The 24,299-nt window shown below is 71.1% G+C and carries 26 protein-coding genes and 4 tRNA genes; 20 read left to right on the top strand and 10 right to left on the bottom strand.

Features of this window, described 5'->3' with window-relative positions; all coding sequences use genetic code 11:
- The first annotated feature begins 155 nt into the window (after nt 1–155).
- The 6 genes from ACH45N_RS02835 to ACH45N_RS02810 all read left to right on the top strand — a co-directional run bounded on the left by ACH45N_RS02835 (nt 156) and on the right by ACH45N_RS02810 (nt 6,213).
- On the top strand, nt 156–773 hold the full coding sequence (locus ACH45N_RS02835; protein ID WP_182620292.1) for a DUF47 family protein: 618 nt from the start codon (nt 156–158) through the stop codon (nt 771–773).
- 1 nt (nt 774) lies between these two features.
- Nucleotides 775–1,779: an anion permease gene (locus ACH45N_RS02830; protein ID WP_397390941.1), complete on the top strand. Its 1,005-nt coding sequence runs from the start codon at nt 775–777 to the stop codon at nt 1,777–1,779.
- A gap of 77 nt (nt 1,780–1,856) precedes the next feature.
- Nucleotides 1,857–3,299, top strand: a complete 1,443-nt coding sequence (locus tag ACH45N_RS02825; RefSeq protein WP_397390939.1) for a sugar porter family MFS transporter — start codon at nt 1,857–1,859, stop codon at nt 3,297–3,299.
- Nucleotides 3,300–3,478: 179 nt separating this feature from the next.
- Nucleotides 3,479–3,982, top strand: a complete 504-nt coding sequence (locus tag ACH45N_RS02820) for a MarR family winged helix-turn-helix transcriptional regulator (protein WP_397390937.1) — start codon at nt 3,479–3,481, stop codon at nt 3,980–3,982.
- Nucleotides 3,979–5,595 carry an MDR family MFS transporter gene (locus ACH45N_RS02815; RefSeq protein WP_397390935.1) on the top strand — a complete coding sequence of 539 codons (1,617 nt, stop codon included), beginning with the start codon at nt 3,979–3,981 and terminating at the stop codon, nt 5,593–5,595. The genes ACH45N_RS02820 and ACH45N_RS02815 overlap by 4 nt, the downstream gene beginning before the upstream one ends.
- Before the next feature lie 69 nt (nt 5,596–5,664).
- Nucleotides 5,665–6,213: a MarR family winged helix-turn-helix transcriptional regulator gene (locus ACH45N_RS02810; protein ID WP_397390933.1), complete on the top strand. Its 549-nt coding sequence runs from the start codon at nt 5,665–5,667 to the stop codon at nt 6,211–6,213.
- Nucleotides 6,214–6,264: 51 nt separating this feature from the next.
- Here the strand turns inward: ACH45N_RS02810 and msrB are convergent, their stop codons facing one another.
- Both msrB and ACH45N_RS02800 read right to left on the bottom strand, forming a co-directional pair.
- Nucleotides 6,265–6,663: a peptide-methionine (R)-S-oxide reductase MsrB gene (gene msrB, locus ACH45N_RS02805; RefSeq protein WP_397390931.1), complete on the bottom strand. Its 399-nt coding sequence runs from the start codon at nt 6,661–6,663 to the stop codon at nt 6,265–6,267.
- A 121-nt stretch (nt 6,664–6,784) separates the two neighbouring features.
- Nucleotides 6,785–8,332: a DEAD/DEAH box helicase gene (locus tag ACH45N_RS02800; RefSeq protein ID WP_397390929.1), complete on the bottom strand. Its 1,548-nt coding sequence runs from the start codon at nt 8,330–8,332 to the stop codon at nt 6,785–6,787.
- Nucleotides 8,333–8,523: 191 nt separating this feature from the next.
- Here ACH45N_RS02800 and ACH45N_RS02795 point away from each other — a divergent pair, with 191 nt between their 5' ends.
- On the top strand, nt 8,524–9,291 hold the full coding sequence (locus ACH45N_RS02795; protein WP_397390927.1) for a M50 family metallopeptidase: 768 nt from the start codon (nt 8,524–8,526) through the stop codon (nt 9,289–9,291).
- Between the two features lie 92 nt (nt 9,292–9,383).
- Here the strand turns inward: ACH45N_RS02795 and ACH45N_RS02790 are convergent, their stop codons facing one another.
- Complete coding sequence (locus tag ACH45N_RS02790) at nt 9,384–9,668, bottom strand: iron-sulfur cluster biosynthesis family protein (protein WP_285108667.1); 285 nt, start codon at nt 9,666–9,668, stop codon at nt 9,384–9,386.
- A gap of 221 nt (nt 9,669–9,889) precedes the next feature.
- Between ACH45N_RS02790 and ACH45N_RS02785 the strand changes: the two genes are divergently transcribed.
- The 3 genes from ACH45N_RS02785 to ACH45N_RS02775 all read left to right on the top strand — a co-directional run bounded on the left by ACH45N_RS02785 (nt 9,890) and on the right by ACH45N_RS02775 (nt 12,444).
- Nucleotides 9,890–9,962, top strand: a tRNA-Lys gene (locus tag ACH45N_RS02785).
- A 95-nt stretch (nt 9,963–10,057) separates the two neighbouring features.
- A complete protein-coding gene (locus tag ACH45N_RS02780; RefSeq protein WP_397390925.1) occupies nt 10,058–10,840 on the top strand; it encodes a hypothetical protein in 783 nt (260 codons plus the stop codon).
- Nucleotides 10,841–10,995: 155 nt separating this feature from the next.
- Entirely contained in the window at nt 10,996–12,444 is a 1,449-nt protein-coding gene (locus tag ACH45N_RS02775) for an FAD-binding protein (RefSeq protein WP_397390923.1), read from the top strand.
- Here the strand turns inward: ACH45N_RS02775 and ACH45N_RS02770 are convergent.
- On the bottom strand, nt 12,419–12,898 hold the full coding sequence (locus tag ACH45N_RS02770; RefSeq protein WP_397390921.1) for a hypothetical protein: 480 nt from the start codon (nt 12,896–12,898) through the stop codon (nt 12,419–12,421). The two genes, ACH45N_RS02775 and ACH45N_RS02770, sit on opposite strands and share 26 nt — an antisense overlap.
- A gap of 189 nt (nt 12,899–13,087) precedes the next feature.
- Between ACH45N_RS02770 and ACH45N_RS02765 the strand changes: the two genes are divergently transcribed.
- Nucleotides 13,088–13,936, top strand: coding sequence for a glycerophosphodiester phosphodiesterase (locus tag ACH45N_RS02765; RefSeq protein ID WP_397390919.1), 849 nt, complete (start codon nt 13,088–13,090; stop codon nt 13,934–13,936).
- A 14-nt stretch (nt 13,937–13,950) separates the two neighbouring features.
- On the opposite strand, the gene ACH45N_RS02760 is transcribed toward ACH45N_RS02765, so the two are convergent.
- Nucleotides 13,951–14,562, bottom strand: a complete 612-nt coding sequence (locus ACH45N_RS02760) for an antibiotic biosynthesis monooxygenase (RefSeq protein ID WP_397390917.1) — start codon at nt 14,560–14,562, stop codon at nt 13,951–13,953.
- 415 nt (nt 14,563–14,977) lie between these two features.
- Between ACH45N_RS02760 and ACH45N_RS02755 the strand changes: the two genes are divergently transcribed.
- Nucleotides 14,978–16,402, top strand: coding sequence for a M15 family metallopeptidase (locus ACH45N_RS02755; RefSeq protein WP_397390915.1), 1,425 nt, complete (start codon nt 14,978–14,980; stop codon nt 16,400–16,402).
- 115 nt (nt 16,403–16,517) lie between these two features.
- Here the strand turns inward: ACH45N_RS02755 and ACH45N_RS02750 are convergent, their stop codons facing one another.
- Nucleotides 16,518–16,862, bottom strand: a complete 345-nt coding sequence (locus ACH45N_RS02750; RefSeq protein WP_397393779.1) for a metallopeptidase family protein — start codon at nt 16,860–16,862, stop codon at nt 16,518–16,520.
- A gap of 100 nt (nt 16,863–16,962) precedes the next feature.
- On the opposite strand from ACH45N_RS02750, the gene ACH45N_RS02745 reads away from it, so the two are divergent.
- From ACH45N_RS02745 to ACH45N_RS02735, 3 genes are all read left to right on the top strand, one after another.
- Nucleotides 16,963–17,035 (top strand) — tRNA-Glu (locus tag ACH45N_RS02745).
- Nucleotides 17,036–17,179: 144 nt separating this feature from the next.
- A tRNA-Asp gene (locus ACH45N_RS02740) sits at nt 17,180–17,253 on the top strand.
- A 51-nt stretch (nt 17,254–17,304) separates the two neighbouring features.
- A tRNA-Phe gene (locus ACH45N_RS02735) sits at nt 17,305–17,377 on the top strand.
- A gap of 103 nt (nt 17,378–17,480) precedes the next feature.
- On the opposite strand, the gene ACH45N_RS02730 is transcribed toward ACH45N_RS02735, so the two are convergent.
- The gene (locus ACH45N_RS02730; RefSeq protein ID WP_397393777.1) at nt 17,481–17,753 is read right to left on the bottom strand and encodes a hypothetical protein; all 273 of its coding nucleotides are present in this window, start codon (nt 17,751–17,753) and stop codon (nt 17,481–17,483) included.
- A gap of 275 nt (nt 17,754–18,028) precedes the next feature.
- Between ACH45N_RS02730 and ACH45N_RS02725 the strand changes: the two genes are divergently transcribed.
- From ACH45N_RS02725 to ACH45N_RS02710, 4 genes are all read left to right on the top strand, one after another.
- Complete coding sequence (locus ACH45N_RS02725) at nt 18,029–18,664, top strand: SIMPL domain-containing protein (protein WP_397390913.1); 636 nt, start codon at nt 18,029–18,031, stop codon at nt 18,662–18,664.
- Between the two features lie 289 nt (nt 18,665–18,953).
- The gene (locus tag ACH45N_RS02720; protein ID WP_397390911.1) at nt 18,954–19,418 is read left to right on the top strand and encodes a hypothetical protein; all 465 of its coding nucleotides are present in this window, start codon (nt 18,954–18,956) and stop codon (nt 19,416–19,418) included.
- Nucleotides 19,419–19,658: 240 nt separating this feature from the next.
- Nucleotides 19,659–20,111: a phage holin family protein gene (locus ACH45N_RS02715; RefSeq protein WP_397390909.1), complete on the top strand. Its 453-nt coding sequence runs from the start codon at nt 19,659–19,661 to the stop codon at nt 20,109–20,111.
- Nucleotides 20,108–20,443, top strand: a complete 336-nt coding sequence (locus ACH45N_RS02710; RefSeq protein WP_397390907.1) for a DUF3618 domain-containing protein — start codon at nt 20,108–20,110, stop codon at nt 20,441–20,443. Before ACH45N_RS02715 ends, ACH45N_RS02710 begins: the two co-directional genes overlap by 4 nt.
- Nucleotides 20,444–20,507: 64 nt before the next feature.
- Here the strand turns inward: ACH45N_RS02710 and ACH45N_RS02705 are convergent, their stop codons facing one another.
- Nucleotides 20,508–20,717: a BldC family transcriptional regulator gene (locus ACH45N_RS02705; protein WP_026365760.1), complete on the bottom strand. Its 210-nt coding sequence runs from the start codon at nt 20,715–20,717 to the stop codon at nt 20,508–20,510.
- A 592-nt stretch (nt 20,718–21,309) separates the two neighbouring features.
- Here ACH45N_RS02705 and ACH45N_RS02700 point away from each other — a divergent pair.
- Nucleotides 21,310–21,522 carry a DUF3073 domain-containing protein gene (locus ACH45N_RS02700; RefSeq protein WP_397393775.1) on the top strand — a complete coding sequence of 71 codons (213 nt, stop codon included), beginning with the start codon at nt 21,310–21,312 and terminating at the stop codon, nt 21,520–21,522.
- Nucleotides 21,523–21,582: 60 nt separating this feature from the next.
- Here ACH45N_RS02700 and purM read toward each other — a convergent pair whose 3' ends face one another.
- Nucleotides 21,583–22,689, bottom strand: a complete 1,107-nt coding sequence (purM, locus tag ACH45N_RS02695) for a phosphoribosylformylglycinamidine cyclo-ligase (RefSeq protein ID WP_397390904.1) — start codon at nt 22,687–22,689, stop codon at nt 21,583–21,585.
- A gap of 35 nt (nt 22,690–22,724) precedes the next feature.
- Nucleotides 22,725–24,272, bottom strand: a complete 1,548-nt coding sequence (gene purF, locus ACH45N_RS02690) for an amidophosphoribosyltransferase (protein ID WP_285108684.1) — start codon at nt 24,270–24,272, stop codon at nt 22,725–22,727.
- Between the last annotated feature and the right edge of the window lie 27 nt (nt 24,273–24,299).

The raw sequence follows: 24,299 nt of genomic DNA, 5'->3' as shown, positions 1-24,299 counted from the left end.
TCCCCGCCGCCCGGCCCACGGCTCCTGCCGCGGCGCCTGGGCACCGACGCTGTGCCGTGTGTCACGAGTCGCCAAAGCATGACCTTGCAAATTGGCGATAGTCGGCAACGGCTCTACGCTGAGCAGGTTCCAGAGCCCTCAGAACGGGAGCCCTCGTGCGCCTTACTCCGCGCGACACCACGTACTTCGACCTACTCGCCGCCCTGGCCCAGCACCTCGTCCGGGGCTCGTCCCTGTTGGCGGAGCTGCTCGGTGCGGACAAGGCGGGCCGCGAAAAGCTGGCCGACGAGATGCACGACGTCGAGCATCTCGCCGACGACGCCACGCACTCGATCATGCGGCGGCTCAACCAGACCTTCGTGACGCCGTTCGACCGCGAGGACATCTCCAGCCTTGCCTCGGCCCTGGACGACTGCATGGACGAGATGGACGAGGCCGCCGACCTGATCGTCCTGTACAAGGTCGAGGGCCTGCCGGACCGCGTCTCCGACCAGGTCCAGGTGCTGCAGCGGTGCGCGGAGCTCACGGCCGAGGCCATGCCCCGCCTGCGCTCGATGGACAAGCTCGCCGACTACTGGGTCGAGGTGAACCGCCTGGAGAACCAGGCGGACAAGCTCCACCGCAAGCTCATCGCCCAGCTCTTCGACGACCTGGCCGGCGACCCGGTCCAGCTCATGAAGCTGAAGGAGATCGTGGAGGTTCTCGAGAACGCCGCGGACAGCTTCGAGAAGGTGGCGAACATGGTCGAGACCATCGCCCTCAAGGAGTCCTGAGTTGGAGGTCGCCCTCGTCGTCCTCGTGGTCGCGCTCGCGCTGAGCTTCGACTACACGAACGGCTTCCACGACGCCGCGAACGCGATCGCCACGTCGGTCTCGACCCGGGCCCTGACGCCGCGCGTCGCGCTCCTCATGGCGGCGACCATGAACTTCGCGGGCGCCCTGCTGGGCACGGAGGTCGCGGAGACGATCGCCACCTCGATCGTCGACCTCACGGGCGCGAGCACGCACGCGGAGCTCGCCGTGGTGCTGTGCGCGCTGCTCGGCGCGATCACCTGGAACCTCATCACCTGGTGGTTCGGGCTGCCGTCGTCGTCCACCCACGCCCTCATCGGCGGGCTGGTCGGGGCCGGGCTCGCGGGCGGCATGAGCGTCTACTGGTCCGCGATCGTGGACAAGGTCGTGCTCCCCATGGTCATCTCGCCGCTGGTGGGCTTCGGCCTGGCCTTCGCCGTGATGATCGCGGTGCTGTGGATCTTCCGCAGCGCGGCGCCGGCCAAGACGCACCGACGCTTCCGGATCGCGCAGACCGCCTCGGCCGCCGCGATGGCGCTGGGCCACGGCCTGCAGGACGCGCAGAAGACGATGGGCGTCATCTACCTCGCGCTGCTGACCGTCGGCTGGGCCAACCCGGACACGGGCATCCCGCTCTGGGTCAAGCTGTGCGCGGCGGCCGCCATCTCCGCGGGCACGTACTCGGGCGGCTGGCGCATCATGCGCACGCTCGGCCGCAAGATCATCGAGCTCGACCCGGCACGCGGCTTCGTGGCCGAGTCGGTCTCGGCGCTCGTGCTGTACGTCAACGCGTTCGTGCTGCACGCCCCGGTCTCCACGACCCACACGATCACGTCCGCGATCATGGGCGTGGGCGCCACCCGCAGGCTCTCCGCCGTGCGCTGGGGCGTGGCCAAGAACATCGCCGTCGCCTGGGTCCTCACCATCCCCGCCGCCGCCCTCGTGGCCGCCCTGGCGACCTGGGCGCTCTGGCCGTTCCTCACCTGAACGGACCCCCCGGAGGAGCTCTCCGCGCGCGACCGCCCCGGGGGGCGACTTGGCATCCGGCGACTTAGCATCGCAGCATGAGCACTGGTCACACGGCACCGAACGCCTCCGCGCAATCGGCCCACCGCAAGGCAACGGCCCTCGCCTTCGCCGCCGCGGTGGGCGGCTTCCTGTTCGGCTTCGACAGCTCCGTGATCAACGGCGCCGTGAACGCCATCGAAGGTCAGTTCTCGCTCGACCCCTCCGTCACCGGCCTCGTGGTGGCCGTCGCGCTGCTGGGCTGCGCGCTCGGCGCCTGGGCCGGGGGGCGCCTGGCCGACCGCTGGGGCCGCACCCACGTCATGGTGCTCGGCGCCGTCCTGTTCTTCGTGTCGTCGATCCTCTCCGCGATCGCGTTCTCCGCCTGGGACCTCGCCGTCTGGCGGTTCATGGCCGGCGTCGGCATCGGCATCGCGTCGGTCATCGCGCCCGCGTACATCGCCGAGATCGCACCGGCCGCGATGCGCGGCCGCCTCGGCTCGCTGCAGCAGCTCGCGATCACCGTCGGTATCTTCGCGGCCCTGCTCTCCGACCAGATCCTCGCGGAGTCGGCCGGCGGCGCCGCCAACGTCCTGTGGCTCGGCTGGGAGGCCTGGCGGTGGATGTTCCTCGTCGCCGTCGTCCCGGCCGCCGTCTACGGCATCCTTGCCCTGCGCATCCCCGAGTCGCCGCGATACCTCGCCGCGAAGGGGCGCGACGACGAGGCGCGGGCCGTCCTGGCCAGCGTCCTCGGGCCCGACGAGGACGTCGACGACCGCCTCGCCCAGATCCACCGGAGCATCGTGATCGACGAGGCCAACGCCTCCGAGGGCTCGCTCCGGGGCAGCGCGCTGGGCCTCAAGCCGATCGTCTGGGTGGGCATCCTGCTGTCGGTCTTCCAGCAGTTCGTCGGCATCAACGTGATCTTCTACTACTCGAGCACCCTGTGGCAGGCCGTCGGGTTCGACGAGAGCCAGGCCTTCCTGGTCTCCACCATCACGTCGATCACGAACGTCGCCGTCACCTTCATCGCCATCGCGCTCATCGACAAGGTGGGCCGCCGTCCGCTGCTGCTCATCGGCTCGGCCGGGATGACCGTGTCGCTCGGCCTCATGGCCCTGGCGTTCACGCAGGCGACCGGGACGGGCGAGGACATCTCGCTGAGCGGCCCGTGGGGCGTCATCGCGCTGATCTGCGCCAACGCGTTCGTCGTCTTCTTCGGCGCCTCCTGGGGCCCGCTCGTGTGGGTGCTGCTGGGCGAGATGTTCCCCAACCGCATCCGTGCCGCCGCCCTCGGCGTCGCCGCGGCCATGCAGTGGATCGCCAACTTCGCCATCACCCTGACGTTCCCGCCGCTGCTGTCCGCGTTCGGCGCCAGCGTGCCGTACCTGATGTACGCGGCGTTCGCGGCACTGAGCTTCTTCTTCGTGTTCACCAAGGTGCCCGAGACCAAGGGCATGGAGCTCGAGGACATGGGCGACCAGTCCCGCGCCGGGGCCTAGACCTCGACCGGCGAAGAACGGCGCCGCTCCCCCTCCGGGGAGCGGCGCCGTTCTTTCGTGCGCCACCGCGGCGGTGTCGCGCAGGTCACACCTCCGTCGTCCGCCCGCCCGCCGAGAGACGCTTGCATTCGGCAACCATCTGGATATAGTTGCTCTAAGCAATCAACCGCGAGGCACCCATGACTTCCCACAGCAGCCGGACGCTGTCCGGCACCGAAGCCCCCGCCATCGCCCTGATCACCGCGCTCCAGAGTCTTTCCCGCGCCCAGCGGGAGGCGGCGGCACGTATCGCCCACGAGCTCGACTGGCCCAGGGCCGGCGTCGCCGTGCTGCACCTGCTCGCCAAGTGCGGCCCGGCCTCCCTGTCCGACATCGCCGCGCGCCAGCGCGTCGACCTGTCGGTGGCGAGCCGCCAGGTCAGCACGCTGGCCGACGCCGGGTACGTCGTCCGGACCGTCGACGACGAGGACCGCCGGGTCCGCACCGTCGAGCTGACGGACGCCGGCCAAGCCCTCGCCGCCGAGGCCACCGAGCAGTACAAGAAGCTCATCGACCGGGCGTTCGCCGCCTGGTCCCCCGAGGACCTCGCCGAGGCGACCCGCACGCTGGACCGCCTCGTCGACACCATCAGTGCGGACATCACGCACCGGAAGACCCCCCAGAACCAGCAGGAGTGTGCATGACCAGCCCCAACACCACGACCACGGTGGCCGAGCCCGACCACCTCCAGGGCGAACCACCCGCCATGACGCACGCCGAGGTCCTCCGGGCGCTGTCCGGGATCCTCCTCGGCATGTTCGTGTCGGTCCTCGCGATGTCCGTCGTCTCGTCGTCCCTGCCGAAGATCATCACCGACCTCGAGGGCGGCCAGTCGGCCTTCACCTGGGTCGTGACGGCGACGCTGCTGACCTCGACGATCTCGACCCCGATCTGGGGCAAGCTCGCCGACCTCACCAACCGCAAGACCCTCATCCAGATCGCGCTGGTCATCTCGGTCCTGTCGGCGGCCGCCGCGGGCTTCTCGCAGGACGTCGGCCAGCTCATCACGTTCCGTGCCTTCCAGGGCATCGGCGCGGGCGGCCTCCAGTCCCTGGCCGCCGTGCTCATCGCGGACATCATCAGCCCGCGCCAGCGCGGCCGGTACATGGGCCTCATGGGCTCGATCATGGGTATCGGCATGGTCGGCGGCCCGATCCTCGGCGGCTTCCTCACCGACGCCATCAGCTGGCGCTGGAACTTCTTCGTGGGCCTGCCGTTCGCGATCGCCTCGATCATCGTGCTGCAGATGACCCTGAAGCTGCCCAGGCGGCCCAAGGGCTCGGCCCGGATCGACGTCATCGGCGCCACGCTGATCTCGGTCGGCATCGCCACCCTGCTGCTGTGGATCACCTTCGCGGGCAGCGAGTTCGACTGGATGTCCTGGCAGACGGTCGCGATGGTCGGCGGCTCGCTGGTGATCCTCGCGATCGCGGTGCTCGTCGAGCTCCGGGTCAAGAACCCGCTCATCCCCATGTACCTGTTCAAGAACCGCACCCTGGTGCTCGCCGTGATCGGCTCGGTCGCCGTGGGCGTCGCGATGTTCGGCTCGTCGGTGTTCCTGAGCCAGTACATGCAGCTCTCGCGCGGCAAGACGCCCACCGAGTCCGGCCTCTACACCATCCCCATGGTGGTCGGCCTGTTCCTGTCGTCCACGGTCAGCGGACAGCTCATCTCCAAGACCGGCCGGTACAAGCCGTTCATGGTCGTCGGCGGCGTGCTGCTGACGGGCGGCCTGCTGCTCCTGTCGACGCTCGACTACCAGACCTCGTTCGTGCTGGTGTCGATCTACCTGTTCGTGCTCGGCGCGGGCGTCGGCATGCTCATGCAGAACATGGTGCTGGCCACGCAGAACACGCTGCACATCAAGGACTCCGGCTCGGGCACGTCCACCGTGACGTTCTTCCGCTCGCTCGGCGGCGCGATCGGCGTCTCCGCCCTCGGCGCGATCCTGGGGCACAGCGTGAAGGAGAACCTGAAGGAGGGCGTCACCGCGATCGCACCGGAGCTCGTCAAGCAGGGGATCGACCCGTCGGCGCTGTCCTCCGGCGGCGGCACGCTACCCGATCTCTCGACGCTCCCCGCCCTGCTGGTCGAGGTCGTCGAGAAGGCCTACGCGAACGGCATCGCGGACATCTTCCTCGCCGCCGTCCCGCTCGCCCTGGTCGCGCTGCTCTGCGTCTCCCTCATCAAGGAGGTGCCGCTGGGTCACCGGTCGGGCATCGACCAGCTCCAGGATCTCGAAGCCACCGAGGTCTAAGGCGCAGCAAGCGGGGGATTTCGTACCCGCGGGCTGTGATCCGGACGCTTGACGCGTCATCATGGGCGCATGCTCTCGAGTACAGGCAGGTCCAGCGCGGACGCGTCCGAGGACGGTGTCGCCGTCGGCAACGGGGCCGACGGCGACACCGTCGACGAACAGGGGTCCGCTCCCGGGCCGTTCGAGGGCCTGGAGCGCGAGGTCCGGCTGGTGATCCGTCGCGCGCAGTCGAACGGCACGTCGATCGCGCAGCGGGTCCACCCCGAGCTCGACGCGAGCGCCTACCCCCTGCTGGCGCACATCGCCGAGCGGCCGGGAGCGCGGGGGTCCGACCTCGCGACCTTCTTCGGCGTCGGCCGCGCCACCGTGTCGCGGCAGCTCAGCCGCCTGGTCGAGCTCGGCCTGGTCGAACGGACCGTCGACCCCGACGACAGTCGCGGTCAGCGCATCACCCTGACGCCCGACGGCGTCGACCGCTTCGAGCGGGCGCGCACCAGCCGGGTCGCCATGCTGGAGGGCGCGCTCGCGACCTGGGACACCGACGACGTCGCGCAGCTCGCGCGGCTCCTGAACCGCTACTCGGCGGACATCGTGGCGTGGAAGCAGAGCGCGCACTGACGCGGTGGTCCCGGCGTCAGCGGCGCTCCACGCCTCACCGCGGTGGCAGGGTCAGCGCTCCTCGAACGTGAGGCTGACCGAGTTCATGCAGAACCGGTCGCCCGTCGGCGTCTGCGGCGCGTCGTCGAACACGTGCCCCAGGTGGGAGCCGCAGGTCGCGCAGCGCACCTCGGTGCGCACCATGCCCAGCGAGCGGTCCTCGATCAGCTCGACGGAGTCGCCGGCGAGCGGGCTGTAGAACGACGGCCAGCCGCAGTGCGAGTCGAACTTGGTGTCCGAGCGGAACAGCTCGGCGTCACACGCTCGACACCGGTAGACGCCGGTGCGCTTCTCGTCCAGCAGCTCACCCGTCCACGCCCGCTCGGTGCCCGCCTGCCGCAGCACCGCGTACTCCTGGGACGAGAGCTGCTCGCGCCACTCCTGGTCGGACCTCGAAATCTTGTACGTCATCTCAACACCTCCGCACAGAGCAACTTCCCGCTCGCCGCCGGTGTTCCGGCGGTGACAAACACGTAAGGCCTTCCGACCGGTGATCCGGTCGGAAGGCCTCACGAGTCATGCTGTGGTGCCGTCAGCTGGCGGCGGACGCGTTCGGGTTGCCCGCGCCGCGGCCGCGGCCGCCCCGGCGGCGACGGCGGGGTGCGCCTGCGCCGTCCGGCCGCGGGAAGTGGTCGGCGGCGGTGCGCCCGCCGCCCGACGCCGGACGCCCGCCTCCGCGCTGCCCCGACGCCTGGCCGGTGCCGCCGCTGCCCTGACCGCGCGACTGGCCCTGGCGACCGCCGCCCTGCGCGCCCTGGCCGGAGCCCTGGCGCCCGCCCTGGGCGCCGCCCTGGCCGGATCCGCCCTGACCGGACCTGCCGCGGCCGCCCTGTCGCCGGGGCTGGCCCTGGCGGACGGGCTGCTGCGGGGCCGGCGGCACGTACTCCACGTACGGCGCGACCTCGCCGACCAGACTGGTCACGGTGGCGTCGCCGGGGGCGACGTCCTGCGGGCGGGCGGTGATCTTCGCCTTGCGGGTCAGGTCGCGCACGTCGCCGCGCTCCTCGGGGAGCATGAGGGTCACGACGTCGCCGCCGGAACCGGCACGCGCGGTGCGGCCGGAGCGGTGCAGGTACGCCTTGTGCTCGGCGGGCGGGTCCACGTGCACCACGAGCTCGACGTCGTCGACGTGGATGCCACGGGCGGCGATGTCGGTCGCGACCAGCACCTTCACCTCGCCGGACGAGAACGCGGCGAGGTTGCGCTCGCGCGCGCCCTGGCCGAGGTTCCCGTGCAGGTCGACGGCCGGCACGCCGGCCGCGGTGAGCTGCTTGGCGAGCTTCTTGGCCTGGTGCTTGGTGCGCGTGAACAGGACCCGGCGGCCGGTGCCCTGCGCGAGCTGCTGCACCACGTTCTTCTTCGCGTCCTTGTCGGCCACGGCGAGGATGTGGTGCGTCATCTGCGGCGGCGGCGCCGCGGCGTCGTCCACGGAGTGCGTGACCGGCTGGTGCAGGTACCGCTTGACCAGCACGTCCACGCCGTTGTCGAGCGTGGCCGAGAACAGCAGGCGCTGCGTGCGCGCGGCCGTCTTGTCGAGGATCCGCTTCACGCCGGGCAGGAAGCCGAGGTCGGCCATGTGGTCGGCCTCGTCGAGCACGGTGATCTCGACGTCGTCGAGCGTGAGGTGGCGCTGGCCGAGGAGGTCCTCGAGGCGGCCGGGGCAGGCGATGACGATGTCGACGCCCGCGTTCAGCGCGGTGACCTGGCGCGACTGCGCCACGCCGCCGAAGATCGTGGTGGTCTTCAGGCCGAGGGCGTGCGCCAGCGGCGCGACCGACTCGTCGATCTGGTTGGCGAGCTCACGCGTCGGGGCCAGGATCAGCGCACGGGGCCGGCCGGCGGCGCGGCGCGGCTGGCCCGACGCGGCGGAGCGGGCGCCGGACACCGCGAGGCGCGTCACGACGGGCAGCGCGAACGCGAGGGTCTTGCCGGAACCGGTGCGGCCGCGGCCGAGCACGTCGCGACCGGCGAGGGAGTCCGGCAGGGACGCCGTCTGGATGGGGAACGGCGAGGTGATGCCGCGGTCCGTCAGAACCTGCACCACGGGTGCGGGCAGACCGAGGTCGGCAAAGGTAGTCAAAGGAGTTGGGCCTCTCGGGCTCGGTGGCGGCGCATACCGCGCCGGTGGTCCGCCGTGCTCTCACACCGGCGGGCGGGTTGCTCACCCGGGCCGGGGCCACGACGTCGGGCGGCCGATGCCGCCCACGACCCAACATTCTCGCACGTTCGCCGACGCCTGACTGCGGCGCACGTCACGTTCGGTGTGGTTCTATGTGGCGCATGAATTCCGCAACGACCAGCTCCGCCGGACCGTTCGCCGCCATCGGCGACGTGCTCGGCACCATCTGGACGAACGCGGTCACCCCGGTCGACCCGCCGGCCGACCTGATGGTCCTGGCCATGGCGGCGATCGCGCTGGTCGTCGTCTTCTTCCGGCCCCTGTGGCACCTCGCGCGGCACGTGATCACCATCGCGCACGAGGCGTCGCACGGGCTGGGCGCCCTGCTGACGGGCCGCAAGCTCGAGGGCATCCGGCTGCACTCCGACACCTCCGGCCTCACCGTGTCGCGCGGCAAGCCCCGCGGACCGGGCATGGTCATCACGGCGTTCGCAGGCTACGTGGGCCCGGGCCTGATCGGGCTCGGGGCCGCCTGGCTGCTCAAGCTCGGCTACGCCGTGGGCCTGCTGTGGCTGCTCGTGGCCCTGCTCGCGCTGCTGCTCCTGCAGATCCGCAACTGGTTCGGCCTGTGGTCCATCCTCGTGAGCGGTACCGCCCTCGTGTTCGTCACGTGGTTCCTGGCGCCCGAGGTGCAGAGCGCCGTGGCCTACGCCGTGACCTGGTTCCTGCTGCTCGGCGCGGTGCGCCCGGTGTTCGAGCTCCAGGTGCAGCGCTCCCGCGGACAGGCCCGGACGTCCGACGCCGACATGCTCGCCCGCCTGACCGGTGTCGGCGGACTCTTCTGGGTGACGCTGTTTCTGCTCGTCACCCTCGGTGCGCTGGTGCTCGGCGGGTCGTGGATCCTCGGCGTCGCGCTCTGACCGCATGACGAAGGCCCCCGGGCCGACCACCTGGCAGGTGGTCGGCCCGGGGGCCTTCGACGTTCGACGCCCCGCTCGGGGGCGCCGGAAGGTCACGCCGTGGGCGTGAGCACGAATCCCGGACCCTCGGCGCGCGGGTCGGCGTCCAGGGTCAGCGTGTCCAGGGCAGGTGCGGCCTGCGCCTCGACGAACACGTTGGTGGAACCCGAGGCGTCGACGACCTGGTCGTCGGGCTGCGGGGCCGGAACCAGCGCGAGCTCGAAGTTCCCCGGCTGGTCGGAGGCCTGCGCGATGCGCAGCCCGCCCTCGACCGGCACTCCGGCCTGCTGAGCAAGGTCCTGGACGGCGGTACGAGCGTTGTCAGTCACGGTGAGCACGATGAGCTCCTCAAGTTGGTTCTCGTGGTCCCGACCACCGAACCAAGCCCTCCCTCTCACCGCAAGCGTGAGACGCATTTAACCCGATATCTCCCACTGGGTGGGACAGCGTGTGACAGCCGCCGAGAGAAGACGTAGGGTGCCCCGCTCGGAGGGCCGCACCACCAACCTCGGGCTGACCGGTAGGCTTTCTACTCGCGCCGCCCGGTCGCCGGGCACGCGGGCCTCTAGCTCAACTGGCAGAGCAGCGGACTTTTAATCCGCGGGTTCCGGGTTCGATCCCCGGGGGGCCCACCTCTCTCACCTGCGCACTCGTCCTCCTCCGGACTCCCGCCCTGCGGTCCGCCCAGCGGCTACGTAGCATCGAGGCGGACGGCATCATGCGCAACGTGGCCCGGATTCTCACCGCGCTGGCCCTCCTGCTGGCGGGCGTCGCACCGACGCCGGCAGCAGCGGCCGCTCGGTGCTCGCTGCCCGACGGCGGCCACGGCGTCCACGTCTGGATCAAGTCGCCGACCACGCGCGCGCCGGACGGCTCGTCCGCCGGCCGGACCCGGCCCGCGGGGACCAGGCTGTGCCGGGCCGTCACCTCCGACGCGCAGGCTGTCTACGTCGAGGGCGCCACGGGACTGATCCTGGCCACCCGGCGCCCACCCGTGGCCGGCGGTCCCGCCGGCTCCGCGGGACGCGCGCACGCCGACGCCGCCCGGCAGCTCGCCGCCCGGTACGGGGTCGTCCTCCAGCTCGCGGCGGCGGACGAGGGCGGCCGGCGCGGCTATGTCACCGCGACCAGGGCGCTGCTCACGGGGAGCTACACGCCGGGCGGCTCCCTGGCTCCCGGCAAGGGGCTGATCCGGCTCGGCAACGGCGCCGACGACATGTCGGTGGCCGGCAGCGGGAACAACTGGTTCCGCAGGTATCTGCTGAACCAGGCCCGCCACGAGATCGCGCACGCGGAGATCGAGCAGCGCTGCGGCACCACCCGGCCGCCCGTCGCCGGAGCTCCGGGCGCCGTCCGCCCCTCGACCGGGAAGCCTGTGCACGAGCACGTCACCGAGGCGTACGCCCACCTGTACCTGGGAGCGACCACGCGCAGCCCCGGCGGCTACGGCTACTCGACCACCTGGGACGTCCCCCGCGCGAGGGCGATCCACGCCGGTCGCTGCTCCTGAGGCGGTAGCACCAGGCGGCGTCCGGCGGCAGTAGTTTCCGGTGATACGCCTCCGCCACGCGAAAACTCTCGCCCGCACACCTCCCGCGAACGCTCTTACGCCGCGCCTACCCTGACCTGTACCGTAGTCGCCCACCCGAACGCCGAGGGGCCCACATGGCACAGCTCGACCGTCGAACCTTCCTGGCAGGCGCCGCCGTGGTCGCATTCGACCCGGTCGACTCCCGGTGGCTGAACAGCCTCCCGGAGAACTCCACCGCGATTCAGCTCCCCCACCTGGACGGCGAGCTCGTCACCGACGAGGACGCCCTGACGGAGGCCGCCACCGACTACGGGCACCTGACGCACCACCGCCCCCGGGCCGTGCTCCGGCCGGGTTCGGTCGACGACGTCGTGACCCTGGTCCGGTTCGCCGACGAGCACGGGCTCGTCGTCGCCGTGCGCGGCCAGGGCCACTCGACGTTCGGCCAGGCGCAGGCCGACTGCGGTGTCGTGATCGACTCGCGCACCCTGGCCACGATCCACGAGATCACGCCCGACCGGGCGGTCGTCGACGCCGGGGTCCAGTGGCTCGACCTGGTCCGCGCCACGCTCGCCGTCGGCGTCGCACCCCCGGTGAGCACCGACTACCTGGGCCTCTCGGTGGGCGGGACGCTCTGCGTCGGCGGGATCGGCGGTGCCTCGCAGCACTACGGGATGCTCGTGGACAACACGGTCGAGCTCCAGGTGGTCACGGGCGACGGGCGCCTGGTCACCTGCTCCGCGGACCGCGAGCCCGAGCTCTTCGAGGCCGTGCTCGGCGGGCTGGGCCAGTTCGCCGTCATCGTGCGCGCCACGGTGCGCCTGGAGACCGCACCTGCCATGGCGCGCGTCTACACGCTGACCTACCCCCGGATCACCGACCTGACGGCGGCGCAGCGGACCGTCCTGGCCGACGGCCGCTTCGACTACCTGGAGGGTCAGCTCGTCCCCACGGACGACGACGGCTTCGCCTTCGTCCTGGAGGGCGGCGCCTGGTACACCACGGAGCCGCCCGACGACGCGGCCCTGCTGGCCGGCATCGACCCCGCCGGCATCGACGTCGCGGACGTCCCGTACTTCGAGTGGCTGAACCGGATCTACGAGACCGTGGAGCAGATCGAGGCGCTCCGCCTGCCCGGACCGTGGCTCAACGCGTTCCTCCCGGACGCGGCCACCGACGAGATCGTCACGGAGCTCCTGACCACGCTCACCCCGGCCGACGCGGGCGGGGTGGCCCTGCTCTACCCGGCCCGGCGGTCGCTCCTCACCCGGCCGCAGGTGCGGGTCCCGGACGGCGAGGTCTTCTTCCTCCTCGCGCTGCTGCGCGCGGTGAGCCCGCCGGACGACGCCGAGGCCGAGCGCCTGATCGCCGACAACGACGCGCTGTACGCCCGCGTCCTCGCCGCCGGAGGCACCCAGTACCCCGTCAACGCCCTGCGCCTGACGCCGGCCGACTGGTGCACCCACTACGGCGACCGCTGGCCCGCGGTCCTGCGCGCCAAGGACCGCTACGACCCCCGCGGCGTGCTCACGCCGGGCCAGGGCATCTTCGAGCCGGTCAGCAGAGCTTCTCGTACTCCTTGAGCCCCTCGACCGTCGAGGCGACGTCGAGCTCGGTCTGGTCCTGCGTGCCGGCGTCGAGCGCCTTCTGGAGCTGGAGGAACGGGACCCGCATCTTCTCGACCGGGCCCTGGAACTCCTCGGGCACGCGCTCCTCGAGCCGCCCGAGCTCCAGCGACATCGCGTGCATCTGGTCGGCCGACGCGGCGTCGAGCCCGTCGCTCGCGCCCACGAGCGCGATGCCGATGCGCTCCTCGAGCGTCTTGTCGCCCGTCACGTACATGGCGGCGCAGGCCTCGTTCGCGTCCAGGGGCGCGTCCGGGTCGGAGCTCGTGGTCGCACTCGCGCTGCCGGACGGCGTCACGCTCGCCCCGCCGTCGACCTCCGGGCCGGCGCCGTCGGCGCCGTCCGCGGAGCAGCCGGTGAGAAGAAGGAGCAGCGTCGCGGTGGCGACGGCGAGCGGTGCGGGACGGACCATGGCGCACATGAAACCACCCGGCCCTGGGAATCCGCGCATCCGGCGGGTTTCGCCGGGGTGACCGACGCGGCGCCCCCGGGGCCGGGCGGTGAACGCTCCTGGAACTCTCCTCGAATTCCCCCGACGGCGCCGGGCAGGCCTCCGCCAGCGGCTACCGTGGCGAGCAGAGCCGCAGATCCGGAGGTCAGCATGGCCGCTCGTCCCGCAGTCATCGCCCACCGTGGGTACTCCGCGGTGGCGCCGCAGAACACCCTCGCCGCCATCGAGGCCGCCTGTCACGCGGGCGTCGACCAGGTCGAGATCGATCTCCAGCCCACCGCCGACGGTGTGGGCGCGGTGATCCACGACGAGACGGTCGACGCCACCACCGACGGCACGGGCAAGGTCTCCGCCCTCACCGCGCGGGAGGTGCTCGCGCTCGACGCCGGGGGCTACTTCGCACCCGCGTTCTCGGGCCAGCGCGTCCCCACGCTCGACGACGTCATCGCCGTGCTCGCCCGCCACCCGGGCACGGACCTGCTGCTGGAGCTCAAGGGCGCCTGGAACGCGGAACAGGTCGAGCGGGTCGTGGCGACCATCGACGCCACCGGGTTCGATCGCCGGGCCCTGGTGCAGAGCTTCTGGCCGGGCACCGTGGCGACGGTGCGCGACGTCGCGCCGCACCTGCCGGGCGGACTGCTCGTCTCGTTCGACCCGCCCGGGCTGCTGCGCCTGTGCGAGCGCCTGAACGTCGTGGCCTGCAACCCGTCGGTCGCCACGATCGCGGGCAGCCCGCGGCTGGTGTCCCGCCTGCACGCCGCGGGCCTGCGGGTCATGTCCTGGACGGCGAACGACCCGGAGGCGTGGACCACGCTCGTGACCGCCGACTCCGGGATCGGCGTCGACGGCGTGATCACCGACCGGCCCGAGCGCCTCGCGGGCTGGCTCGCGGGCCGGGCCGACCAGGCCGGCGTCCTGCCCGTGCCGGGCCGGGGCGGGATCCGGCTGCGCCGCCGCGGCCACGCCCCGGTCCGGCGGCTGGCGCTCGGCCGCGCGTAACCGCCTGACACGGATCAGGTGCTGTGCAGCCAGCCGTGGAGCCGGCGGGTCACCCAGGGCAGCACCCAGTACGCCATGATCGGCGTCAGGATCAGCGTCGAGATCAGCACCTTGAGCACCAGGTGCACGTCGCCCCACCCGGGCACGAGGTAGGTGAACAGGGCCGTGAACAGCAGGTTCACGGGAAAGAACCCGAGCCAGATGCTGGTGGCCTGCTTCCACCGCGGCGGTACGACGCCGGCGGCGACGTCGGCCGGCTCGTCCACCCGCGTCGGGTCCTCGAACCAGCCCTCGATGCCCGTCCGCTGCTGGTAGCGCAGCTCCTCGACGAGCCCGGTGCCCTGCGCGAGCCAGTCCCGGCGCTCGGCGGACTGCTCCCAGGCGGCGAGCCGCTCGGCGTCGGCGAACCGGTAGAGCATGTGCCAGTCGCGGGACCCCTCCGCGGCGCGGATCCAGCCCGATCCGAGGAACCCGTCCCAGCGGTTGGCGAGGTTGACACCCGACTGCACCCAGCGGGTGACCTCGGGGACGTGGTCGGGGTGGACGATGCGGTGGATGGACACGGTCACGGGTTGTCCGGCGGGGGTGGGCACGGATCCGTTCGCGGCCTGATCGTGATGGGCCATGCCCGAAGTCTGATACATGGCCTCGAACGCCTCAATGTGAGCGCGCACACCCCGGGTTGTCCAGCCTTCACGGCTGGGGCACGTTCTCTGCCCGGGTTTTGTGAGCCATACCTCCAGTCAGGGGGTTACGCAACTCCTGGACGGTCGTTCAATATTAAACGTCGCCGCGAAGAACCCACCCCCTGGGCCTTCGAGCCGGGTTCCTCGCGGCGACCGCCATGTCTCGCGCGGCTCCGTCGCGCGCCGTGGCCTGTCCGCAGCCGGAGCATCTCTTCGCCGTCCCCCCGAGGGAAACGCCCCTCACGGTGTCGCCCGTGCCCAGCCGCAGAACGGAAGCCAGCGTGCCCCAGACGCCGAACCCCGTCGCGCACCGCACCGTGTGCCTTGCCCCTGCCCCCGAGCCCATGGAGTGCCCTTGAGGCCCGGAGACCACACCCTCGTCCCCCGTCGTACGCGACGGCCGGGCGCCCAGGGTGCCCACGCCGCCGTCCCCGCCGCGGGACACAGCGCACGATCCGGCCGGATGCTGCGCCGCTCGTCCTTCGCGGTCGCGGCAGCGCTCACCACGGTCGCCCTGACCACCACCGCGGCGGTCAGCTTCACCGGGAGTGACGACACCGCCGCGAACGGTTCCACGACGGCCGCCGAGCCGGTCGTACAGCCCGCGGCGGTCGCCATCACCAGCGCCGTCGTGACCGACCCCGAGGTGCGGTCCGCCGCCGAGAAGGCGGACGCCGTCCTGTCGGACGCCGACTACGTGACCCGCGAGGGCGACCTCACGGTCAAGGACCGCAAGAAGCTCCAGGCGGCCACCAAGGAGCTGCGGACCATGCTGGACCGGGCCCACGACGCCGCCACCACCGCCAACGGGCTGCGACAGAACGCGGCCGCCTCCCGGAGCACCGAGCGCGCGTCGCTCGCCGAGCGCGCGGCCGACGCGTCGGCCGCCGAGGCGAGCGGGGCCACCGCCGATGCCGCCCGGGAGTCCGTGGCGGACGCCACCGCGCCGACGAACCTGTCCGTGGCGGCAGCGGACGTCACCCCGCTCGGTGGGCAGGAGACCGAGAGCATCGCGATCCTCGACACCCCGCTCGCCGACTCGGTCGTGACCACCGCGGCGGCGAAGGAGTCCGAGCAGGCGGAGAAGTCCGCCGATGCCGAGGACGCCAAGGCCGCCGCGAAGGCCGCGGCCGCGGCAGCGCCGTCGGCCGACCGGATCGAGAAGGTGACCACGTCGCTCCAGCGGCTCATCACCACGACCGACGGCGACGCCGTCGTGTCGGTCGACCCGGGCCCCACGCCCGAGGAGATCGCCGCCGCGAAGAAGGCCGCCGAGGAGCGGCGCGAGGCCCGCGCGGAACGCAAGGCCGAGCGCAAGGCCGAGGTGGCCCGGGAGAAGGCTGCGGCGCGCGCCAAGCAGATGGCCAAGGCAGCCAAGAGCTACGGCAACGGCCGGATCCCGTCGAGCGTGCTCTGCGGGCTGAGCTTCGCCTCGGGCGAGAAGCTGCGGTGCGACGCGGCGGTGGCGCTCGAGGACCTGAACCGCGCGTTCCGCGCCAAGTTCGGCCGGAGCCTGGACCTGACCGACGGCTACCGCTCCTACGGGGAGCAGGTGTCGGTCGCCGCCTCGCGGGGTGCCCTGGCCGCCGTGCCCGGCACGTCGAACCACGGACTGGGCCAGGCCGTGGACCTGTCCGGTGGCATCGAGTCGTTCGGCAGCGCCGAGCACGCCTGGATGGTCGCCCACGCCGGGAAGTTCGGCTGGAAGCACCCGGGCTGGGCCCAGGCCGGCGGCAGCAAGCCGGAAGCCTGGCACTGGGAGTACGGCACGAAGTACTGACCCGTACGCCTCCGCCCGGTCCGCACCGGGCGATCACGAGCCCCGGGTCGCGAAGCCTCGCTTCGCGACCCGGGGCTCTGTCGTGCCTGGGCCCGTCCGGCCCGTCGGTTCCTGCTCAGTCCCAGCCGAGCTCGTGCAGGCGGTCGTCGTCGATCCCGAAGTGGTGGGCGATCTCGTGGACCACGGTCACCGCGACCTCCTCGACGACGTCCTCGCGCGTGTCGCAGACCGCGAGGGTCGGGTTCCGGAAGATGGTGATGCGGTCCGGCAGCGCACCCGCGGCCCACATGTGGTCGCGCTCCGTGAGCGGAACGCCCTCGTAGAGCCCCAGGAGCTCGGGGTCGTCCGCGGGCGCGTCGTCCTCGACGAGCACCACCACGTTGTCCATCTGCGCCGCGAGGTCGGGCGGCACGAGGTCCAGCCCCTCGCTGACGGCCGTCTCGAAGTCCTCCCGCGTCATCTCCACCACGCACCCATCATCCCTGACACGCGACACGTCCCGGACGCGACTCCCGACGTGCGGCGGAGCAGCCGACCGCCTGTAGACTTGCCCGGTCTTGGCCCCCATCGTCTAGCGGCCTAGGACCCCGCCCTTTCACGGCGGTAGCACGGGTTCGAATCCCGTTGGGGGTACGGAACGGCTCGCGAGAGCCGGGTTTCGTCGGCTGTGAGGCAGGTCATCCACCTGGTGCCCGAATCTGATTTCAGGTTCTGGCCCGCGGTGGGTTAGGGTACTCACGGCTCGAAACAAGCCCCCCGATCGCGGGTAGCGATCATGGCCCTGTAGCGCAGTTGGTTAGCGCGCCGCCCTGTCACGGCGGAGGTCGCGGGTTCAAGTCCCGTCAGGGTCGCGCGAGAGGCGCCCGGATTGTCGGTCTCGACTGTCCGGGCGTTCGCGCTAGGGCTCTGTAGCTCAGTTGGTAGAGCGTTCGACTGAAAATCGAAAGGTCACCGGATCGACGCCGGTCGGAGCCACAGCGAAAAACCCCCGGAACCATCACGGTCCGGGGGTTCTTCATTTCCACCGATCGATCAACCGGGATGACCGGTTAGCCAATCAGTTAGCGAACAGCGCCACTCACCCAACTTCACGGCCGCCCAGTTCGTTCGCACCGAAGAGCGGTTCCATGTACCAGCCTGCCGCGAACTCCTCCGCCGCGAAGATGCGATCCATGGCCGTCGCCGCCGTCTGAATCACCGGCCGCAGTTCGTGGCGGTACACCAGTTCCGTCACAGCCGTCCCACTGTGCCCAGCGACGCGGGCAATCTCTTCGATCGGCACGCCCGACGCCGACAGCACCGAGATGCACGAGTGCCGCAGGTCGCGCGGAGTCCATTCCTTCGGATCGATCCCTTGGTGTCATCGCCCTGCCGGACCGACCGCCAGACCGTGGCACTCGGTGGCACCGGCCGAATCACCTCAGGGTCGCCGTCCAGGTCGACGTGATCCCACCGCAGGGCACGAACCTCCTCCGTCCGAAGGCTCGTCAGAATCAAGGCGCGCCGTTCGGCGCGCGGCGCGCGCCTCCATGCAACGACGCCTCGTGCTCACGTGTCGCCTCATCTCCTGCGCCTTGCTCGTCCAACCAGGCGCCGTGCGCCTGTGACCTGCGGTTGAATGTGCGGATGCATCAGAAAATCGATCAGCCCTGGGGTCTGAGCGTCCACGGCACGGGTGTGGTCCGTGCCGAGCCCGAGATCGCGCAGATCGCCGTCGCGGTCGACGTGGTCCAGGCGGAGGCCGATGCGGCGTTCGCCGACGCGAGCACGGCCGTCACCCGCGTCCGTGAGGTGATCCGGGCGCACGGCATCCCGGACAGTGCCGTCTCCTCTTCGCGGCTCTCCATCAAGTCGGCGTACGACGGGTACGGCGAGTCGCGGAAGCTCCTCGGGTTCCGGTGCCGGGTCGAGTATGCGATCCAGACCCGGGAGATCGAAGCCGTCCAGCGGCTCGTCACCGCGATCGTGGCGGCTGGCGCCGAGCATGTCGACAGCGTCACCTTCGACGTGCTCGACAAGCCGACGATGCGTGATCAGGCCCGCCGCGAAGCGGTAGCGGCGGCCCGACGCAAGGCCGAGGTGTACGCCGACGCTGCCGGGGTGAAGCTCGGCAACGTGGTCCACATCCAGGACCTGAACCCCGAGATGGGCGAGATGACCCGGGGCCACGGTGGTGGCGGTGGGATCTCGACCGACGACCTCGCGCCGGGCGCGGTCGAGGTCGCCGCCGCCGTCTTGGTCGGGTACGCCCTCGAGTCCTGACCGGCCAGGCAAAGGGGCCAAGGTGTGTCCGGAGTGGGACGTGAACCCCCACGCCCATAAGCGTCCTCCAGCGCCTCCGGCGGGCACCCGGGAGTCAAGAGGAACAGGAACCCCGAAGCAGGAGCATGTTGAGGTCACAGACCCGCGTGAGCAGGGCTCACGGTTAGTGGGCCGGTTAGTGGTTGTCCGGGGAACACCGAGCCACACGCACCGTCGGCCCCGAGCACTCTGGCCGGGATGAAACCGTGCGCGGCAGGTTGGGCAGGAACGCCCTGGTAGTTTCCCGCCCATGGCTTCCCACGCACTCACCATTCCCGGCACCACCGGACAGATCGCGCTCGTTCCGGACATCTGGTGGGGGCGCAGCTACCTGACCGTCGACGGCAGCAAGGCACCGAGCGCCGGCAAGCGGGCCTTCACCCTGCAGGGCACGGACGGCGACCCTGTTGTCGCGACGCTCGGACGCACCGCCCTGTTCGCGTCAGTGCCGCCCGTCGAGGTTAACGGCGAGACGTATCTCGCGGTCGAGCCCGCTCCTGTCGTCGTCCGCGTGATCGGCATGCTGCCGATCTTGCTCGTCGCGTTCGGTGGGCTCCTGGGTGCACTGGTCGCGGTGCTCGCGGTCATCGTCAACTTCAGGATCGCGGGGAGCAGTCTCTCGACGGGCGCGAAGAGCGGGATCATGATCGCCGTGGCAGCCGCCGCCTACGCGATCTGGCTGGTGACCGCGGGCATCTTCGCAGCGGCTCTCTGATCGCCCCGGGGCGATCTCGACGTCCTGCGTGAAGATTCCCCAGGTCCCTTAAGCCAACGCCGGCGAACAGCGCGCGGCGGCCGGCCCGAGGCAATTCCTTCCAGCAATTGCGCATTGGCGAGTGATCCCCTCCATGCCTTTTACTGGAAGCCACGCCGCGCCAGGAATTGCCCCATGAGCTCTTGGCCTGTTGAGTTGTCTTCAGCGGCGCAGGCCGAATCCGGCGGCACGGGAGGGCAGATGATCGACGACGTGAAGATCGACGGCCAGGCGGGAACAGCAGGGAGCGGCCCGGAGAGCACGGCAGGACCCGAGAAGCCGCTGTCCCTGGGAAAGCTGGTCGAGCAGGTCTCCGAGCAGGCCTCACGCCTCGTCCGCGCCGAGATCGAGCTGGCCAAGGCCGAGCTCGCCGAGAAGGCCAAGAAGTCCGGCATCGGCATCGGGCTGCTCGTCGTGGCGCTCCTGATCCTCGCGTACGCCGTCGGCGTGCTGCTCCTGGCCGCCGTGTACGGACTGGGCACGGTGTGGCCGCTCTGGTTGTCGGCACTCGCCATCGGCGGCTTCATGGTCCTCGTCGTGATCATCCTGGCGCTCGTGGGCGCCCAGCTCCTGAAGAAGGCCACCAACCCGCCCGAGAGCGTCCAGCGCGTCAAGGACGACATCACGTCGATCAAGGAGGGGATGCAGCGATGAGCACTCCGACACCGCCCAGCAGCCACGAGCTCGAGGCCGAGGTGCTCCGCACCCGTGCCGACCTCGCCGCGTCCATCGACGAGCTGACCACCCGCCTCAGCCCGGGATACCAGGCGTCACGGCTCGCGCACGAGGCCAAGCAGGCCGCGAGCGACGCCGGCGCCATGGCCGCCGGGGCCTTCGGGAGCAAGAACGGCGGGCACAAGAACGGCCCGGCGCAAGATCCGCGCCGGGCCCGCAACGCCAAGGTTGTGATCGGTGCCGCGATCGGGCTCGTGGCCATCGGCACCGCTGTGGTCGTAACTGCTGTGCTCAGGCGCGCGCGGGGCTGAGCTGGGGGGCAGCACCCGGCGCGCCTTCGTCCTACCTGCCGACCAATCCGTCAACGACGCCCGACTAGTTGTCGGTGTCGCCCGAGCTGTCCGCTGCCGCACCGAGCAGCGCCCGAACCTCGGACTCCTTGTAGCGGCGGTGACCGCCAAGTGTCCGGATCGACGAGAGCTTTCCCGCTTTTGCCCAACGCGTTACTGTCTTGGGGTCAACACGGAACAAGCTCGCTACCTCGGCAGGCGTGAGCAGGACCTCGGATTCTCCGTGGATGGACATCCCCGCACCTCCTCCGGAACGGTGCCGGCCTGGCCGTACCAGGCGGTTGACGACACCCGCTCTTGCACCATTGTTAGCAGCAAACGGGATTTAGGCGACTTGGGGACGGGGTTTATTCCCTCACTTTCTCCGCCACTCGCCACGCGCGCCCGTTTCGGGCGAGTCTGGGACACGTGCGACACGCCGACGCCGACATTTCGCCGCTCCTCCGGGCGGCACGCGGGCCACCCCGTGGACAGGTCCGGACGAGGCCCGGACGCCCGCCAGGACTCGGCAAAGTGCCGGACGGGACCCGCGGTGCACCCGGGCGGCCCCACCCGGCGCGGCCGGGTCCGGAGCCGCACCCGGAGCGCCCTCGGGCTCAGAAAGACCAAGTACCGGTCAAGAAATGGTCGGAGAGTCGCTCGCAACAACTCCGCAAGGGGCCGGAACGACTCCAATGTCACATCGGCGGATGGGACGAATCACGTCCACGGACTGGAAGAAACGCCGTACCAGCATGTAACGTTGGAACCTGGACAGACGAAACGCTACGGGGCCGCACGTCCATGCACGGTGCCGCCCCGCTCCTACGTTGAGGGGGGTCGGAGCCATGGGCCGCGGCCGTCAGAAGGCTAAGCAGACCAAGGTTGCTCGCGAGCTGAAGTACTACAGCCCGGACACCAATTATCACGCCCTCGAGCAGGAGCTCAGCGGAGAGTCCCGCACGGATGTTGCGACACAGTCGCGGTGGGACTCCTCGGAGGACGAGGAGTACGACAACAGGTACTCCGACTGGGCGGACCAGGACGGCAACACGCGCTGAGGGTGCCGGCGCGTTTGCGCCGGCCCCCAGGCCTGGTCCTCGGACCGGTCTGCCACCGCCTCAGCGGTAGTCGTTCACGAGCCTGACTGCGCCGCCGGACACACCCTTCGTCCCCGCGACCAGGTCTTCCTGCGTCGTCGAGGCATCCAGGGTCTCCACGCTGCCCAGCGTCCATGCCGGCACGCCCAGCGCGGACAGTCGCGCGAGTGCCGCGTCAGCGCCGTCGGCGCCGACCACGGCCACCATGCCGACACCGAGGTTCAGCGTGTTCTCCAGGTCGCGCCGCGGCACGCCGCCGAGGCTGCGCACCATCTGGAACACGGCCGGCACGTCCCAGGACGCGCGGTCGACGGTCGCCACGAGCCCGGCGGGCAGCACGCGCGCCAGGTTGGCCGCGAGCCCGCCGCCCGTCACGTGCGTGAACGCGTGCACCTGCGCCGCCTCGTCGGCGGCCAGCGCCAGGCAGTCCGAGGCGTAGACGCGCGTGGGCTCCAGCAGCTCCTCGCCCAGGGCACGCCCCAGGTCGTCCACGTGCCGGTCCAGCTCCCAGCCGGCGTGCTTGATCACGGCTCGCACCAGGGAGTACCCGTTGGAGTGCAGACCGCTGGAGGCCAGTGCGATGAGCACGTCGCCGGGCTGCACCCGGTCCGGGCCCAGCACCTTGTCGGCCTCCACGATGCCCGTGGCGGCGCCGGCGACGTCGTACTCGTCCGGCTCCAGGAGGCCCGGGTGCTCGGCCGTCTCACCGCCCACCAGGGCCGTGTCGGCCACCTCGCAGGCCTGGGCGATGCCGCGCACGATGTCCGCGATGCGCTCCGGCACGACCTTGCCCGTGGCGATGTAGTCGGTCATGAAGAGCGGCTTGGCCCCCATCACGACGATGTCGTCCACGACCATGCCGACCAGGTCGAACCCGATCGTGTCGTGCTTGTCCATGGCCTGCGCGATCGCGACCTTGGTGCCGACGCCGTCCGTGGACGTCGCCAGCAGCGGCGCGCGGTAGCTCTTGAAGGCCGACAGGTCGTACAGGCCGGCGAAGCCGCCCACGCCGCCGAGCACGGCGGGGCCCTGCGTGCGCCGCACGGCGTCCTTCATGAGCTCGACGGCCTTGTCGCCCGCCTCGGTGTCCACGCCTGCGGCGGCGTACGTCAGGCCTTCGGAAGTCACGGGTGCTCCTGCGTCGTTCGGGTGGTGTTCGTGGGTCACGGGTGGTCGAGCGCGGTCGAGCCGCCGGTGCTCACGGTGAGCTGCTTGAGCCCGTCCTCGGGCTGGCCGAGCGGCAGCTCCGCCTGCTCCAGGAGGTGCTTGCCGAGCTGGTCGTCCGGGGGCAGCTCGATCGGGTACTTGCCCGTGAAGCAGGCGGCGCAGAGCTGCGAGCTCGGCTGCTCGGTCGCGGCGATCATGCCCTCGGTGGTGATGTAGCCGAGGCTGTCGGCGCCGAGCGACTGGCCGATCTCCTCGACCGCCAGGCCGTTCGCGATGAGCTCCGCACGCGACGCGAAGTCGATGCCGTAGAAGCAGGGCCACTTGACCGGCGGCGACGAGATGCGCACGTGCACCTCGGCCGCGCCCGCCTCCCGCAGCATGCGGATCAGGGCGCGCTGGGTGTTGCCGCGCACGATCGAGTCGTCCACGACCACGAGGCGCTTGCCCTTGATGACCTCGCGCAGCGGGTTGAGCTTGAGGCGGATGCCGAGTTGCCGCAGCGTGTCGGAAGGCTGGATGAACGTGCGGCCGACGTAGGCGTTCTTGGTGAGGCCCTGCCCGAACGGGATGCCGGACTCCGCGGCGTAGCCGACGGCCGCCGGGGTGCCGGACTCCGGCGTCGGGATCACGAGGTCGGCGTCGACCGGGTGCTCGCGTGCCAGGGTGCGGCCCATCTCGACGCGCGCGGCGTGCACCGAGCGCCCGTTGATCGTGTTGTCCGGGCGGGCCAGGTACACGTACTCGAAGACGCAGGCCGCACGCTCGGCCTGGGCGAAGCGCACGGAGCGCATGCCGTCGGCGTCGATGCAGATCAGCTCGCCGGGCTCGACGTCGCGCACGTAGGAGGCGCCGACGATGTCGAGGGCCGGGGTCTCGCTCGCGACCACCCAGCCGCGGTCGAGGCGGCCGAGCACCAGCGGGCGCACGCCCTGCGGGTCGCGCGCCGCGTACAGGGTGTTCTCGTCCATGAAGACCAGGGAGAAGGCCCCGCGGAGGCGCGGCAGCACCTCGAGGGCCGTGGCCTCCAGCGTGTGGTCGGCGTCGCCCGCGAAGAGCGCGGTGATCAGGGCCGTGTCCGTGGTGTTGCCGCGGGCGAGCTCGCCGCGGCGCTGGGCGCCGTAGCGCTCGGCCACGAGGTTGACGAGCTCGGCCGAGTTGGTCAGGTTGCCGTTGTGGCCGAGGGCCACCGTGCCCGACGCCGTGGCGCCGAGCGTCGGCTGGGCGTTCTCCCAGGTCACTCCACCGGTGGTGGAGTACCGGCAGTGCCCGACGGCGATGTGGCCGGTCAGGGCGTTCAGGGCTGTCTCGTCGAAGACCTGGGAGACGAGTCCCATGTCCTTGTAGACGAGGATCTGCTCACCGTTGCTGGTGGCGATGCCCGCGGACTCCTGTCCGCGGTGCTGGAGGGCGTACAGACCGAAGTACGCGAGCTTGGCGACCTCCTCACCGGGTGCCCAGACCCCGAAGACGCCACATGCGTCCTGGGGGCCCTTCTCGCCGGGCATGAGGTCGTGGTTGAGTCGGCCATCTCCGCGCAGAGGCATGTTCCGAGTATCCCATGCGGCCGGATC

It is taken from the genome of Promicromonospora sp. NPDC019610 (genome assembly GCF_044389365.1).
Lineage (GTDB): Bacteria > Actinomycetota > Actinomycetes > Actinomycetales > Cellulomonadaceae > Promicromonospora.
This window is presented reverse-complemented; position numbering and strand designations above follow the sequence as displayed.

What these genes read in the sequence shown, in the direction of transcription:
- ACH45N_RS02720 (WP_397390911.1), top strand. Translation starts at nt 18,954, where the DNA reads ATGGCTTCCCACGCACTCACCATTCCCGGCACCACCGGACAGATCGCG.
- ACH45N_RS02820 (WP_397390937.1), top strand. Translation starts at nt 3,479, where the DNA reads ATGACTTCCCACAGCAGCCGGACGCTGTCCGGCACCGAAGCCCCCGCC.
- ACH45N_RS02760 (WP_397390917.1), bottom strand. Translation starts at nt 14,562, where the DNA reads ATGGCCCATCACGATCAGGCCGCGAACGGATCCGTGCCCACCCCCGCC.
- purF (WP_285108684.1), bottom strand. Translation starts at nt 24,272, where the DNA reads ATGCCTCTGCGCGGAGATGGCCGACTCAACCACGACCTCATGCCCGGC.
- ACH45N_RS02775 (WP_397390923.1), top strand. Translation starts at nt 10,996, where the DNA reads ATGGCACAGCTCGACCGTCGAACCTTCCTGGCAGGCGCCGCCGTGGTC.
- msrB (WP_397390931.1), bottom strand. Translation starts at nt 6,663, where the DNA reads ATGACGTACAAGATTTCGAGGTCCGACCAGGAGTGGCGCGAGCAGCTC.
- ACH45N_RS02765 (WP_397390919.1), top strand. Translation starts at nt 13,088, where the DNA reads ATGGCCGCTCGTCCCGCAGTCATCGCCCACCGTGGGTACTCCGCGGTG.
- ACH45N_RS02810 (WP_397390933.1), top strand. Translation starts at nt 5,665, where the DNA reads ATGCTCTCGAGTACAGGCAGGTCCAGCGCGGACGCGTCCGAGGACGGT.
- ACH45N_RS02715 (WP_397390909.1), top strand. Translation starts at nt 19,659, where the DNA reads ATGATCGACGACGTGAAGATCGACGGCCAGGCGGGAACAGCAGGGAGC.
- ACH45N_RS02770 (WP_397390921.1), bottom strand. Translation starts at nt 12,898, where the DNA reads ATGGTCCGTCCCGCACCGCTCGCCGTCGCCACCGCGACGCTGCTCCTT.
- ACH45N_RS02795 (WP_397390927.1), top strand. Translation starts at nt 8,524, where the DNA reads ATGTGGCGCATGAATTCCGCAACGACCAGCTCCGCCGGACCGTTCGCC.
- ACH45N_RS02825 (WP_397390939.1), top strand. Translation starts at nt 1,857, where the DNA reads ATGAGCACTGGTCACACGGCACCGAACGCCTCCGCGCAATCGGCCCAC.
- ACH45N_RS02700 (WP_397393775.1), top strand. Translation starts at nt 21,310, where the DNA reads ATGGGCCGCGGCCGTCAGAAGGCTAAGCAGACCAAGGTTGCTCGCGAG.
- ACH45N_RS02815 (WP_397390935.1), top strand. Translation starts at nt 3,979, where the DNA reads ATGACCAGCCCCAACACCACGACCACGGTGGCCGAGCCCGACCACCTC.
- ACH45N_RS02710 (WP_397390907.1), top strand. Translation starts at nt 20,108, where the DNA reads ATGAGCACTCCGACACCGCCCAGCAGCCACGAGCTCGAGGCCGAGGTG.
- ACH45N_RS02705 (WP_026365760.1), bottom strand. Translation starts at nt 20,717, where the DNA reads ATGTCCATCCACGGAGAATCCGAGGTCCTGCTCACGCCTGCCGAGGTA.
- ACH45N_RS02750 (WP_397393779.1), bottom strand. Translation starts at nt 16,862, where the DNA reads ATGACGCGGGAGGACTTCGAGACGGCCGTCAGCGAGGGGCTGGACCTC.
- ACH45N_RS02725 (WP_397390913.1), top strand. Translation starts at nt 18,029, where the DNA reads ATGCATCAGAAAATCGATCAGCCCTGGGGTCTGAGCGTCCACGGCACG.